This window comes from Paenibacillus terrigena DSM 21567 (assembly GCF_000374845.1).
Lineage (GTDB): Bacteria > Bacillota > Bacilli > Paenibacillales > Paenibacillaceae > Paenibacillus_K > Paenibacillus_K terrigena.
The window spans coordinates 13,679-28,041 of sequence record NZ_KB895414.1 but is presented as its reverse complement, the minus strand read 5'-3'; the positions used below and the strand labels follow the sequence as shown (position 1 = coordinate 28,041).

Sequence of the window (14,363 nt, the reverse complement as noted above, 5' to 3'; positions counted from 1 at the left end):
GCGATGCCGTGTCTGTACGCGTTCTATTTTTGCGATGTTTTAGCGAGATTCGTCTGTTATTGCTTTGCCACCGACCTCAAATGAAAGAATCCGCAATTCATGACGGATATTCGGATACGCGGTTCGTATTGCCATGTCAGTTCTTGTTTGCGATTCGCATATTGTTCTTCTACAGATTTCTTTATTTCATCATCTTCCGTCTTGAGCAGCCCTTCATAGTAGCTGTCAATCCGCGCGATTTCGTCATCGAATCGGATTTTTGCTTCGACCGCCCATTCATCATCATAGGTTCTGATTTTTTTCTCGATATAACTTTCGAGTTGATTTCTCGCTTTGGTTAAGGTTAGGGCACTTCGCAGTACATGAACATTAGCTGGGAGCCGCGGTGACATTTTGCGAGTCAACATGTTGTCGCAGAACTGCTCGATAATGTCTCCCGTAACCATAGATATGCCTAGCGCATGGATCTCTTCTCGCTTCATATCGCAGGCAAATTCAATCTTCATATTCACGCCAAGCCATTGCTCATAGGGCGTTGAGAAGTTCGACGATTTCTGCTCTGCATTGGGCAGTTCAAATAGATTAACATAAGAACCCCCCGCCTTCGCCGCTTGAAAGAATTGATCCAATCGCCGACTGCCGTAGGTGACTTCTTCCTTCAGTAATCGATGGGCGATATATCCAGGTCCTGGAGGAGGATCTGGCGGTAGCGGAGGCATTTTGTCTTTATCGAAAATAAAACAAAATTTCATCGTCTCCGGTTCTGTCCCTGTTCGATCGACGAACCCCCAGTAATAAGGGCGATTGGTAAGCTCACGGTCCGCCTGAGGCGATAACTTGACGATGACATGTCCCGGAGATTTCTCGATCAAATGGCAGTTCGTCGCATCCAAATAGCGAAGAACAAATTGCTGGACTTGCTTGGCGCTCATCACCATTATTGTGCCTCCTCTTGGGGTGCATCCTGAATGTAAGGCTCATTATCGGCAACCGTTTTAGCAATGTCTTGAAATGATTTGCCGATCGACTCTACGTTCGCGCGAATATCCTCATCTGATTTCGACTCTAACATCATCTTATAGAGCCTTTTCTCGAGAGAGTCCTGCTTCTCCATCCGTTCGAGGATGACATCCAGCTGACCAATGACCAATTCAAACAAATTGATTTTTTCGTGGAGCAGGTTGATAATATGTTCTTCGATCGTTCCAGAGGTGGACAGGTTATAGATTTTGACATCATTCATTTGTCCTAGACGGTGAACACGGCCAATCCGTTGTTCCACGCGCATCGGGTTCCAAGGGAGATCAAAATTGATCATGTTATGGCAGAATTGTAGGTTAATTCCTTCGCCGCCAGCTTCCGTTGCAATCATCACTTGCGCACGGTTGCGGAATAAATCCATCATCCAGTCCTTCTTCCCGCGGTTCATCCCGCCGCGATAGGGGACAGCCACCATATTTTTGCTGCGGAAGAAGTTCAGGAGATAATCCTGGGTTTGCCGGTATTCGGTGAAAATAATCACTTTGTCGTTCATTTCCTCAATCAATTCGAGCGCTTTCTCGGCCTTGGTATTCGCCTTGATCTGTCGAATCATATTTACGAGTTCCCAGATCTTCGCATGGATAGGAGAATCTTCCGGCATTTTCTTCGATAGATTGATCAAGGTTAGGAATACCGCATCGCGGCTGCTGCATACTTCACGCTGCAGAGTTACGAGGGAGAGCATGCTGCTCATATCGCCGTTCAGCTCGTTATAGCGATCTTTGACGAAGGCCGTAACCCCGTTGTACAATGCCATTTCTTCATCGGAGAGCGTCAGCGGCACATTTTTGACGAATCGTTTGGTGAATCCGATATTCCCGTCGCTGCGACGATTGCGAATCATCACTTTGGAGAGCTCGCTCTGCAGCTGATCTTCATTCTTCGGCAGTCGCTTATCGACAATGAAATTTGCAGCAAAATCACTGACACCGCCCAGTTGACCAGGCTTCAATAGCGTTATGAGATTATAGAGCTCGCTAAGATCATTCTGAATGGGCGTGGCCGTCAGGAGCAGGCAATATTTTTTGCGCAGTTGGGTAATGAACTGGTAGTTGGTTGTTTTCTTGTTCTTCAATTTATGGGCTTCATCAATAATCAGCATGTCGTATTCGTTCTGCAGGAGCAGGTCTTTGTGCGGATCGCGTTTGGCTGTATCCATTGAGGCGACGACAACATCATAGTGCCACGTATATTCTTTTTTCTGTGCAACGGCAGCGATGCCGAATTTCTGGTTCAGCTCGCGAACCCATTGCAGGACGAGAGACGCAGGCACGAGAATGAGCACTTTGCGTGCTAGGCCGCGAACGAGATATTCTTTGAGAATGAGCCCCGCCTCAATCGTCTTGCCGAGTCCCACCTCATCTGCGAGAATGGCTCGTCCGCGCATTTCGTGTAAGACCTTCGTAGCTGTCTCAATCTGGTGCGGTAGAGGACTCAGGTTGTTCAATTGCGTGAGGCACTGAAGCTCATCGAAGGTGGAGACGACCTGAGATTGTTCCGCTTCATAGTTAAGAGCGAACAACGTAAAGTCATCCCAGGGGCCGTTCTTCGCTGTGCGTTCTTCTAATTCCGAGAACCACGTACGATCGAAATCAATCGGAGCGGAGGGTTGTTTGGAACGTGAAGTCGTTGCAGAATTTATGGACATGATGGATTAGCTCCTTCTTGATGATGTGCGGATAATGATAAAAAAATAGTGAACTGTTCTGGTTAGTATGGACGAAAAAGGGCGGGTTCATAACTCGCTTGCAATATTCTCCAAGTAGAAGGATTTAGAATTGCAAGTCTAGAAATAAAGCGTGTGATAGAGAAAAAAGAAGCTAGATGGGACATGCTGCGGATTCTTGGCATTAATTCCACATCACACCATTAGAAAGTACAATATGTGGTATAGTATAATGATAAACGCACACAATATATTGTAAACTTTACATACAATAAATATGCGTTTTTGTGCGGGAAATCATAGGTTTATTGGTTGTTAATATGCTAGAGGAGGTTGTTTTTGTTGAATACGACGCATAAGCAGCGGTTGGAAGGATTAAGTGAGAAAATATTTTTGGATCGTTATGCATGGAAAAATGCAGACACGAACGAGACGAAGGTCGGAGATATCGTGCTCGTATTGACCAAGGATGATCCGAAATTTCCAGCTAAAGAAGTAGGGGAAGTCATCAAGCGCGAAGGCCGTTCTGTTACCGTGAGAACACGCAGCGGTGAAGTGGTCGAATCGACGGTTGAGAAGCTGACTCTAACGGTTGAGAAGACGCCTGAGGAAATGTGGGATCGTCTGGCAGCGGCAATGGCATCGGTGGAGAAAACTCCAGAATTACAAAAACAATGGACGGAAAACTTCAGATATATATTAGATGATTGGAAATTGGTGCCGGGTGGACGGATTGCTGCCGGTGCAGGTGCAAGTGAAGAGTTGACGTTGTTCAACTGCTACGTTATTCCTTCACCGAAAGACAGCCGTGGCGGAATAATGGCGACATTGTCCGAAATGACCGAGATTATGGCACGCGGCGGCGGTGTCGGCATTAACTTATCCTCGCTACGTCCGCGTCGAGCGATTGTTCGCGGTGTGAATGGATCGTCGAGCGGTGCGGTATCGTGGGGCGGATTGTTCAGCTACACGACAGGTTTGATCGAGCAAGGAGGTAGCCGTCGCGGCGCGCTGATGCTGATGATCAATGACTGGCATCCGGACCTCATGGATTTCATTACTGTTAAGCAGACGATGGGTCAAGTGACGAATGCGAATTTGTCAGTCTGTGTGAGCAACGGCTTCATGGAAGCCGTGAAGAAAGATCTAACGTGGGATCTTGTATTCCCTGATACTTCGGATCCAGAGTACGACGAAATCTGGGACGGAGATATGGACAAGTGGAAGAAGCTAGGCAAGAATGTCATCCACTACAATACTGTACGTGCTCGCGACGTATGGCATACGATTATGGAATCCGCTTGGAAATCGGCTGAACCTGGCGTCGTTTTCATGGAATATTACAATCAGATGTCGAACAGCTGGTATTTCAACCCGATCATTTGCACGAATCCATGCGGTGAGCAAGGTCTTCCAGGTTGGGGCGTATGTAACTTGTCCGCTATGAATCTCTCGAAATTCTATGATGAAGCGAATCATGATGTCGATTGGGCAGAGCTAGGCCGAGTAACGCGTTATTCGGTACGTTTCTTGGATAATGTCATTGATAAGACGCCGTATCATTTCGAAGAAAATAAAGAGAATCAGCAGAAGGAACGCCGCGTAGGTCTCGGAACGATGGGACTCGCAGAGCTGATGATCAAGCTCCAAATTCGTTATGGAAGTCCAGAATCGTTAGAATTCTTGGATAAATTATATGGCTTTATCGCCAAAGAATCTTACCTCGCATCAGCGGAGATTGCAGGCGAGAAAGGTTCCTTCAAGGCATTTGAGCTTGAACCGTTCATGCAGAGCGGATTTATGAAAAATATCGTCGACGTGTATCCAGAAGTAGGTGCGGCGATTGAGAAGCACGGCATGCGTAACGTGACGGTGATTACGCAAGCGCCGACAGGAAGTACAGGTACCATGGTAGGGACATCGACGGGGATTGAGCCTTACTTTGCGTTCAAATTCTACCGTCAGAGCCGTCTAGGCTTCGACGAGCAGTTCGTTCCGATTGCACAAGAATGGATCGATACGCATCCAGGTGAAGAGTTGCCAACATATTTCGTAACGGCAATGAGCTTGTCAGCCGAAGATCATATTCGTTCCCAAGCTGCGATTCAGCGTTGGGTGGACAGCTCGATCTCGAAGACGGCGAACTGTCCTTCGGACTTCACGGTTGAAGATACGAAGCGTCTTTATGAACTTGCCTTTGATCTTGGTTGCAAAGGGGTAACCATCTACCGCGACGGCAGCCGCGATGTGCAGGTCCTTCAGACAGAGAAGAAGGAAGAGAAGAAAGAAGCTGTGGTCCAAGAAGAAGCAGCTGCGACGAATGAAGAGAAGGGTGCAATTCAGACCCTCGATAAGTCGCTTCCTGTGAATGTCGATGCGAACACAAGACAAGTGTTCGACAAGCAGTACAAGAGCCGTCCGCAAGTATTGCGTGGCGCAACGTACAAGATTAACACACCATTTGGTATGGCTTATATTACGATTAACGATAATGAAGGAATTCCGAGCGAAATCTTCTTGAACGTGGGTAAAGCAGGATCGGATGTCTTCGCCATGGCGGAAGCACTCGGCCGTGTATGTTCCTTGTTCTTGCGTTACGGGGACCATGGTCAGAAGGAAGCACTCCTTATCAAGCACTTGAAAGGTATAGGCGGTTCCGGTGCGATAGGGTTTGGCGTTAATCGCGTAGAGTCCATCGCGGATGCTGTAGCCAAAGCGCTCGAAGCGCATATTGAGAGCAATGAGCTGGCGGCATCATCCGATATCGCGCCAATCGCAGCGACGATTGCGGTTGAGGAGTCTGAGGCCAATGCACATGCGGGACATAGCCATGATGAGAGTGCATACACATCACGGGACTTATGTACATCTTGCGGTTCCGCTTCACTGATTAATGTTGAAGGATGCAAGACATGCTCGAATTGCGGGTATAGTCGTTGCGGGTAAGAGAGGGTTAATATACCTTTTCCATCAAAATTAATAATTAAATTAATTAAATTAATTCGCGTTCTTCTGCGTGACACACGCTTTAGTAAAAACGAGGTGCGGTTGGTCTATGAATGACCACCGCACCTCGTTATTTTTAGTATTGCAATTTTTTCATTTTCTGACTAAACGTTCCCCTTTTCCTCTAGGAACTGAATTCCAGACCGATCTCTGGATTCATGAAAATACTCTCCCTCTCAGGAGAACGATAGTTCAATTCTTCGATCGTACGTGGCACCAATTAGGGAAAACGGCGTGTAGTCGCTTTTTACCCTTGGCCGAATGTAAGTTCCTTCACTTTGTTTTTATCCAATCGTTTGATTACTTCGCTGATTAGCTTCACGGCATTTTCGAAATCTTCGCGGTGGAGAATCGCCGCATGCGAGTGAATATATCGCGTTGGAATACAAATCGCAAGCGACGGTACGCCGCCGGCTGTCACGTGAATGGCGCCCGCATCGGTGCCGCCTCCTGCGGTATAGTCGAATTGATAAGGAATGTCGAGCTCATCCGCTGTGTCGGTAACGAAGTTGCGTAGACGGCGATGCGAGATCATCGATCCGTCAAAAATGAGAATTTGCGGCCCTTTGCCCAGTTTGCCTAAGGCGTCCTTCTCGCTCACACCTGGCGTATCGCCGGCGGTCGCAACGTCAACCGAGAAACCGATATCTGGTTGAATGATATTTGTGGCCGTTTTCGCTCCGCGTAAGCCGACTTCCTCTTGAACAGTGCCGACACCATAAATGGTATTCGGATGCTCAGCGTCTTTCAATTGCTTCAGCACATCGATCGCGATGGCACAGCCGATGCGGTTATCCCATGCTTTGGCCATCAGCAGTTTTTCATTTTTCATCACGGTAAATTCGCAAACCGGTACGATGGAGTCACCCGGGCGAACGCCGAACTCCGTAGCTTGCTCTTTGCTTTCCGCGCCGATATCGATGAACATCTCTTTTTTGTCAACGGGATTTTTGCGGGCTTCCGGCGATAAAATATGCGGCGGTTTCGAGCCGATCACGCCGGGAATGTTCCCCTTGCGCGTCATGACGGTCACCCGCTGCGCTTGCATCACTTGCTCCCACCAGCCGCCGAGCGCTTGAAAGTATAGGAAGCCTTTGTCATCGATCCGCGTCACCATGAAACCGATTTCATCCAAATGTCCGGCTACCATAATTTTAGGGCCGTCCGGGGCCGTGCCCGTTTTTTTGGCGATCAAGCTGCCGAGATGATCAACCGTCACTTCATCAGCGTAAGGGGCAATGTGCTCCCGCATAACGTCGCGCACTTCGTCTTCGTGTCCTGGTACGCCGTTGGCGTCGGTTAGGGCTTTTAACATTTGTAAGGTAGAGTCCAAGGATATTCCTCCTCCATTCATTTTGACTATCAATCTATTATATATGACGATACAGATCATGTCATTAACTGGAAAACGATCATCTTATTCGCTGCACACAGTCCCAATTTTCTGTCTTACCTCGGCACCTAGAAACGGTTGCGCTCACTCTGTCCGATTTTTCATGCCTATTGTATTGGAATTATACAAGGCTGTACTTACTTAATATCTTATAAGAAATTCTTGAAATTACAGAAATTTATCCAATAGGGGGGTGCTATTATACAACTATAAATAGAGACGAGGTGAGGATATGCAAGCGAGATTGGCAGCGGACGCCATTCCCCGCTCCAAAAAGCGGAATTCATGGATAAGAACGATACAAAAGTATAAAGTGATGTATATTCTATTGTTCCCGGCATTACTTTACTTTGCCATATTCAAATACATTCCGATGGCGGGAATCATCATTGCTTTTAAAAACTATAACCTGGCGTTGGGACTATGGGATAGCCCATGGGTGGGGTTGAAAAATTTTACGGATTTTATTAACGGCGTTTATTTCTGGGACATCATGAGAAATACGATTATTATATCGCTGTATAAGCTATTGTTCGGTTTCTCCGCACCCATCGTACTCGCTTTGCTTCTCAATGAAGTTTATACCCAATGGTTCAAGAAAATCGTACAAACGATCACGTATTTGCCCCATTTTCTGTCATGGGTCATCGTTTATGGACTGATGGTGGCATTATTAGCCCCAGGAGATGGCCTTTTTAATATGATTCTGAAGGAAAGTGGTGTTCAACCCATCTCCTTCCTAACGGAACCTGCTTGGGGAAGACTGCTGGTCATCTCATCTGAAATATGGAAGGACATTGGTTGGGGTGCGATACTGTACCTTGCTGCATTAGCGGGTATTGATCCAAGCTTATATGAAGCGGCTAGAATGGATGGCGCTTCCAAATGGAGACAGCTATGGCATGTCACATTACCCGGCATTCGAGGCGTCATCATTCTGATGCTGATTCTTAAATTGAGCCACATCTTGGACGCTGGTTTTGACCAAATATTCATGTTTGCCAACAGTTTTAACCAGGAGAAGATCGATATTATCGACACATGGGTATACCGTGAAGGGCTGGAGCGTCTTAAGATTGGCTTGGCTACTGCAGTAGGATTGTTTAAAGCTGTCATCGGATTTATTTTAGTGTTGGCAGCGAATAAGATCGCCAAAAAATTCGATGGGCAAATTTGGTGAGGTGGTATGAGCTATGATTAAGTTGACGATCGGGGAAAAGGTATGGCAAGCAGCCGTTTATACGATTCTTATTCTACTATCACTGCTTTGCTTACTTCCCTTTTTATATGTGGTTGCTGTTTCGGTAACACCAGAATCAGAAGTGTTAAGAAGAGGGATTGTTATTCTACCGGAAACCTTTACCTTTGCAGCCTATAAAGAAGTATTCATTTCTCATGGGATAGGGCAGGCGTATAAAATTACGTTGTTTCGGACGATTGTAGGTACGGCGTTAAATGTGCTTTTTACGGTACTCGCGGCGTACCCGTTATCCAAAAAATATTTGCCGGGACGCAGTCCGTTTCTAATATTCATTGTGTTTACCATGATGTTCAGTGGGGGGTTAATTCCGACTTATTTGTTAGTCCGCTCGATGGGACTTCTAAATAGTCCTTGGGTATTGATTATTCCGCATCTGATTAGTGCATTTAATCTGGTGATCATTAAAGGCTTTTTCGAGCAATTGCCTGCTGAAATCGAGGAATCATCGAGAGTCGACGGTGCAAGTGAACTTCAGTCGCTGTGGAGGATCATTTTACCCCTTTCCATGCCTGTCCTTGCCACCATTTCCTTATTTTACGCCGTGGGCCATTGGAACAGTTATTTCGATGCGATTGTGTACTTAAATGATTCGAGCTTAATGCCGCTTCAAGTTGTCTTGCGCAACATACTGCTTAACGTCGCAACACAAAGCGCGGATTCGATGGCCAATTCCGGTGCGGTTAGCCAGTTCGCTGTGCAAATGGCCGCTGTCGTCGTGACGACGGTTCCGATTTTGATCGTATATCCCTTCATGCAGAAGCATTTTACGAAGGGTGTGCTCCTAGGATCAATTAAAGGTTAAAGGCAATTCTTATCTAGGTTGTTACGGGACACCGTGATAATATATATACAAGCTAAAGGAGAGGTCAATATGCAACGTAAAAAGATTTCATTACTTGTTCTGACTGCTATTGTTGGGCTGGGAACGCTATTGGCAGGATGTGGGGACCAAGAAGAAGTTAAACCGACAGCTTCGAACAGTTCTCAATCCGAGGCTAGTAAGTCTGCGAACAAAATGAAAATCACGATGTTTAACCAAGGTACTTTCAATGCTGCCGCTCCGATACCGCCACGTGAAGAAGATATTCAACGCCAAATGTTAGAAAAAGAATTGGACATCGACTTGGATATGATGATTCCTCAAGCTGGGCAATCAACAACCAAACTGAATACGCTCATTGCAGGCGGGGATATTCCGGATTTGATCTTCTTGAAGAGTCGGGCTGATCTCGCGCAATATTATGACCAAGGCGTACTTGCGGATTTGACACCATATCTTGCTCAATTCCCTGAATTGCAGAAGCGTTTTAGTAGTGATTCCTGGGAGGCGATGTCCTACCAAGGAAAAACGATTGGAGTCCCAGGTTATGATAATGTAAACGGTATGAGTCGAAGCTTCTTCATCCGCAATGATTGGCTGACAAAGCTGAATATGAAAGTGCCAACGACACCTGATGAGCTGTTCGAAGTTATGAAAGCCTTTACAGAAAAAGACCCGGACGGTAATGGCAAGAACGATACGTACGGATTCATCGGCGGTATGAATAAAGAAGGTAATCTGCAAACCTACGGTTTCGATAGCTTGATGTGGATGTTCGGCGTCAATCCTCCCTCAGCTATTGAAGTGAAAGATAATCAACCGATATTCCTATTTATCGATCCCAAAATGAAAGAAGCACTTGCTTACATTCATAAAATGATGGAAGCCAATGTGGTAGACCCCGACTGGGTGACGATGAATACGCCTGATTTGTTGGACCAAAAGTTGTTTAAGGGTAAAGTTGGCTTCATGATAAGAGATGCCCGTAGGCTGGAACCGGATTATCAACAGAAAATGAAAGAAATCAGTGGAGAGGTGCCGGAATGGATCGTCATTCCTCCAATGAAAGGTCCTTACGGTGATCAAATTGTAGAGCGAAAATCGTTCCAAGGCAATTCATGGGCCATATCCGCGAAAGCGGATAAGGACAAAATCATTCGGATTTTGTCCATGCTGAATTATCTCTTTACGGACAAAGAAGCCTATCCGTATTTTGCATACGGAATTAAAGGGATTCATTGGGATGTGGTAGACGGCAAGATCAAAAATAAAACCTCCGAATTATCGAAGGAAATGAAGGAAAAGTATCTATGGGTCGATCATTATAGAATGCCGCGCCGTGGTGATGATGCGGAGTACTTCAGCTTCCAGAATCCGAAGACAACAGAAGCTTTCACGAATAATCAGCAATATGTGGGGCCAACGTTGCCCGGAAATTTATTGACCGCAGACCCCAGCGATACCTTGGCAGCTGATCGCACACGTTACATTAATGAAAGCTTAGTCAAATTTATGACGGGCAAAGAACCACTTTCCAACTGGGACAATTTCCTCCAAACGTTGGATACGAAGTTTGACATGCAGACCTATAAGGAAACAGCCATCAAGCAATTTAAAGAAGCAGGCATCATCAAGTAAAATAAGCGAAGAGAGTGGCTATTATAGCCTCTCTCTTTATTGTCATATGCTATTCTTAGTTTAATACGGAATTAAAAGGAAGATGATGGATGCGAAGAAGAATCAGCTTGCCTTTAAAATTATTTTTTATCGTGTTTGCGTTTGTGTTAAGCTGCATCGTCTTGATCAGCCAATTGTCTTATCGTTATGTCCAAAAGGAAATAAGAACCAATGATATTTTTTACACCAACCAAATACTTGACAAGGTTGATCAGTATTTCACGGTTAATTTTTCTTCATTCCAGACGATCCTATTCTCGGTCGAAACATCGGTAAAGGCCAACATCGACAATCCGGAAGTGATTAAAAAGCAATTAAGAGAGCTCTATGAACTCAACAGTAATTACGTCAGTAATATTTATTTGATCAAAAGCGATTTATCCATTCTAGGCGGAAGTACACCTACCCGAATATTCGATGAACCTTTATCGGAGAGAGAACCTTTGTTTGATGCGGCTGACAAGAACAGAAGGACTACATTTGTCAGTGATCCTTACAAATCTAAGTATTCCGGCTGGACAGTTACGATGGTTCGATATCTGAACGGCGCTCCGTTTCCTATGGCCATTGCAGTAGATTTGGATCTAAATGCTATTGAAGAAACCTTGTTCAAGATTAATAAACAAGAACAAATGAATCTGGCTCTGATCACCGCATCGGGTCAAATCATTGCCGGATTTTCTGAAAATAAAGGACCACTGAATAATCAAGATCATACGTTTTCAATCGGGGAAACGTCAGCGGAACAAATTCTAGATACGACAGAAACAAGCTTTCAACTGCATACCAAGGATGGCATTCCGGTCACCCTTCTGAAAAAACCGATGGAGAAATTCAACTGGACCATCATCTCGATCAACGATGAATCACGCATGAAAGCTGCTTTGTCCAGATTAGAAACCTATTATTTCGAGCTTCTAGCTGCAGGTCTTCTCTTAAGTTTGTTCATTTCTTTTTTTATTGCCAAATATATAAGGAACCCACTCTATGCGCTCAAAACAAAAATGAAGCGGGTGGAGCAAGGCTTCCTCACAACGACTATAACAATTAACCGAAACGATGAGTTTGGTGATCTTTCCCGAGCCTTCGATCGTATGCTGCAGCAAATTGTGGAACTGATTCGGCGAGCGGAGCTTCATAATGAACTTGAGCGAAAGCTGGAAATCCAAGTGCTGCAGTCTCAAATAAATCCTCATTTTCTGTATAACACGCTTGGTTCGATCAGCAATGTTATACGCCTCGGACAGATAGAGAAAGTTGATGTGGTGATCGGGTCTCTCATTTCATTATTGGAATACGGGATTGATGACGCTTCGGAGAAGGTTTCACTTCATCAGGAATTGCGAAATGTATCGGACTATATCGAGATCCAGAACATCCGCTATAACCGAAACTTCCTATTGATTGAACAAATCGAAGCAGGGTTACTAGATTTTCCGGTTTTTCGAATGCTGCTGCAGCCCCTTGTGGAGAATAGTATCTTCCATGGTTATAACGGAGGGGGGATCGAAGGCCCTATTACGATTCATGCGTATAGAGAGGGCGGCATCGTCATCATCGAAGTCGTTGATCAAGGCGAGGGAATCCCAGCGGATAAAATAAAGCGTATTTTAGAATCAGAACCGAGTGATGTGGAAGTGAAAAGGAAAAGAATCGGGTTAAATAATATTCATGGTCGAATTAGACTTCATTACGGAGAACAGTTCGGGCTTCAAATCATAAGCATACCTAAGGAAATAACCCGAGTTCGCGCTTTATTCCCAGCAGGCTTGTATAAAGGAGATGCATGATGGTGAGAAACTACACCTGCTTCATTGTGGATGATGAAGATCTAATCATTCAGAGATTGGAATTGTTCTTTAACGATCTCTCCCTTAGGGATAGGCGATTTCTTTTAGTGGGAAAAGCGAATAATGGGCTGGATGGGATCGAGGAGATCGTAAAGCTTAAGCCAGATATCGTGATATCTGATATCGTTATGCCGCGAATGGATGGAATTTCCATGATTGAGCAGCTAAAGCCAGCGCTTCCCCATACCCAATACATTCTTTTGACTGCCTATTCATCCTTTGAATACGCCCAGAGAGCTATTCAAGCCAACGTATTGGAGTACATTGTTAAGGTTCCGCTCAGGGAAACGGATTTGGATCGAGCTTTAGATAAGGCAGCCGGGATTTTAAATGAGGTTAAGAAAAAAGAAGCGGAATTTCAATCATTAAACGTATCCGTGCTTGAAAATAAATATAGAGTCCGCAAGCAATTTTTTAACGAGCTGATTAGAGGCGAAATTCCTTCTCATCGGGCATCGGATTTTGCCAATCGCATGCAGTTCCATTTCTTTCAAGCCAACTATTGCTGCTTCATTGTTGAAATGAATTTGTATGAAAGTTTCCGTAACGAATATGCAGCCGCTGATCAAAACATCTTGAAATATGCGATGACGAATATTATCGAAGAAACAGTGATGAATGGTGGCATAGGTGTAGCTGCGGAGCTATCTGATAATCGTTTTATTGGCTTTCTTTCCTGGGAAAATAATCGCAGTGATATGGAAACAGAATATGCTTGCCAGTCATTGGGGGGGCAGATCATCTCTCATTTGCATCAATATTTGAATCAAAGGGTATCCGTCGCTTTTGGAGGTCCGCACCGAGGCTGGGAATCTATCAAACAAGCGTACACGGAAGCTAAAAATGTGAGTGACGATTTCTATTATCATACCGAGAAAGTACTCAAAACGCCCGTGCATCGGTTCCAATACCATAATGACAGAAAAGAGGACGTTCAGCAGAAACTGGCTGATTTTCTTGCTTGGGTGAAAAGGAATATTTCCAAAGAAGAGCTGGAGAAAGAATTTGCTGATTTGAACCAATTTGTTACGGACCATAAAATCCAAAAGTCCATCATGGCACCGATGCTTCGAGACTTGTACAGAGACATTACGCTGAAGTTTAAATCGGGGAACAAGTTGACCACGGAAGTAGCAGAGTTTCCGATCGAATTTATGACTTTTCGGGAGCAGCTTGCCTATATTGTTGACTTCACATTCGAATATGTACACGCTGGCCAACTTGTACATCGTGCAGAAATCATGCTTGCCATGCAGTTTATAGAGAAAAACCTCAAACAGCGATTAACGCTCGAGGCGATTGCCGAGGAAGTGAATTTAGCACCATCGTATTTTAGCAGCTTATTCAAAAAAACAATGAACGAAGGCGTGATCAGCTACATCAACCGTAAAAAAATTCAATTAGCGCTCGAGCTGTTAAATGTTCAAGATTACTCTTTATTGGAATTGTGCGAGGAAGTGGGCATCGTCAATGAAGGTTATTTTTGTAAATTGTTTAAAGAATATACGGGCGATACGCCTAAGCAATATCGGATTAAAATGACACGGTACGAGTCCAAATAAAATTGCAAAATTGTATGAATTTTTCGCGAAATCTTGTAAAAAAAAGGGGACCAAAAGGACTACCATGATAGAAGGATCTAATCATGG

The 14,363-nt window shown here is 44.9% G+C and carries 9 protein-coding genes; 6 read left to right on the top strand and 3 right to left on the bottom strand.

What is annotated here, in order from left to right; all coding sequences use genetic code 11:
• Positions 1–56: 56 nt before the first annotated feature.
• Together C558_RS0108065 and C558_RS0108060 are read right to left on the bottom strand one after the other, a co-directional pair.
• On the bottom strand, positions 57–938 hold the full coding sequence (locus C558_RS0108065; RefSeq protein WP_018755750.1) for a YqhG family protein: 882 nt from the start codon (positions 936–938) through the stop codon (positions 57–59).
• Entirely contained in the window at positions 938–2,689 is a 1,752-nt protein-coding gene (locus C558_RS0108060) for a DEAD/DEAH box helicase (protein ID WP_018755749.1), read from the bottom strand. Before C558_RS0108060 ends, C558_RS0108065 begins: the two co-directional genes overlap by 1 nt.
• A 360-nt stretch (positions 2,690–3,049) precedes the next feature.
• Between C558_RS0108060 and C558_RS0108055 the strand changes: the two genes are divergently transcribed.
• The gene (locus C558_RS0108055) at positions 3,050–5,653 is read left to right on the top strand and encodes an adenosylcobalamin-dependent ribonucleoside-diphosphate reductase (protein ID WP_026263790.1); all 2,604 of its coding nucleotides are present in this window, start codon (positions 3,050–3,052) and stop codon (positions 5,651–5,653) included.
• 307 nt (positions 5,654–5,960) lie between these two features.
• Here C558_RS0108055 and C558_RS0108050 read toward each other — a convergent pair whose 3' ends face one another.
• A complete protein-coding gene (locus C558_RS0108050) occupies positions 5,961–7,067 on the bottom strand; it encodes a M42 family metallopeptidase (RefSeq protein WP_040674671.1) in 1,107 nt (368 codons plus the stop codon).
• A gap of 271 nt (positions 7,068–7,338) precedes the next feature.
• Here C558_RS0108050 and C558_RS0108045 point away from each other — a divergent pair, with 271 nt between their 5' ends.
• The 5 genes from C558_RS0108045 to C558_RS0108025 all read left to right on the top strand — a co-directional run bounded on the left by C558_RS0108045 (position 7,339) and on the right by C558_RS0108025 (position 14,276).
• Entirely contained in the window at positions 7,339–8,286 is a 948-nt protein-coding gene (locus C558_RS0108045) for an ABC transporter permease (RefSeq protein WP_018755746.1), read from the top strand.
• Between the two features lie 13 nt (positions 8,287–8,299).
• A complete protein-coding gene (locus C558_RS0108040) occupies positions 8,300–9,169 on the top strand; it encodes a carbohydrate ABC transporter permease (RefSeq protein WP_018755745.1) in 870 nt (289 codons plus the stop codon).
• Between the two features lie 69 nt (positions 9,170–9,238).
• Complete coding sequence (locus tag C558_RS0108035) at positions 9,239–10,825, top strand: extracellular solute-binding protein (RefSeq protein ID WP_018755744.1); 1,587 nt, start codon at positions 9,239–9,241, stop codon at positions 10,823–10,825.
• A gap of 89 nt (positions 10,826–10,914) precedes the next feature.
• Positions 10,915–12,654, top strand: a complete 1,740-nt coding sequence (locus C558_RS0108030; protein ID WP_018755743.1) for a sensor histidine kinase — start codon at positions 10,915–10,917, stop codon at positions 12,652–12,654.
• Positions 12,651–14,276, top strand: a complete 1,626-nt coding sequence (locus C558_RS0108025; protein ID WP_342662324.1) for a response regulator — start codon at positions 12,651–12,653, stop codon at positions 14,274–14,276. The genes C558_RS0108030 and C558_RS0108025 overlap by 4 nt, the downstream gene beginning before the upstream one ends.
• The last annotated feature ends 87 nt before the right edge of the window (positions 14,277–14,363 follow it).

Bases quoted from the DNA above. Each gene is read 5' to 3' on its own strand.
- C558_RS0108050 (WP_040674671.1), bottom strand. From the start codon at position 7,067: ATGAATGGAGGAGGAATATCCTTGGACTCTACCTTACAAATGTTAAAA.
- C558_RS0108025 (WP_342662324.1), top strand. From the start codon at position 12,651: ATGATGGTGAGAAACTACACCTGCTTCATTGTGGATGATGAAGATCTA.
- C558_RS0108045 (WP_018755746.1), top strand. From the start codon at position 7,339: ATGCAAGCGAGATTGGCAGCGGACGCCATTCCCCGCTCCAAAAAGCGG.
- C558_RS0108030 (WP_018755743.1), top strand. From the start codon at position 10,915: ATGCGAAGAAGAATCAGCTTGCCTTTAAAATTATTTTTTATCGTGTTT.
- C558_RS0108040 (WP_018755745.1), top strand. From the start codon at position 8,300: ATGATTAAGTTGACGATCGGGGAAAAGGTATGGCAAGCAGCCGTTTAT.
- C558_RS0108065 (WP_018755750.1), bottom strand. From the start codon at position 938: ATGGTGATGAGCGCCAAGCAAGTCCAGCAATTTGTTCTTCGCTATTTG.
- C558_RS0108035 (WP_018755744.1), top strand. From the start codon at position 9,239: ATGCAACGTAAAAAGATTTCATTACTTGTTCTGACTGCTATTGTTGGG.
- C558_RS0108060 (WP_018755749.1), bottom strand. From the start codon at position 2,689: ATGTCCATAAATTCTGCAACGACTTCACGTTCCAAACAACCCTCCGCT.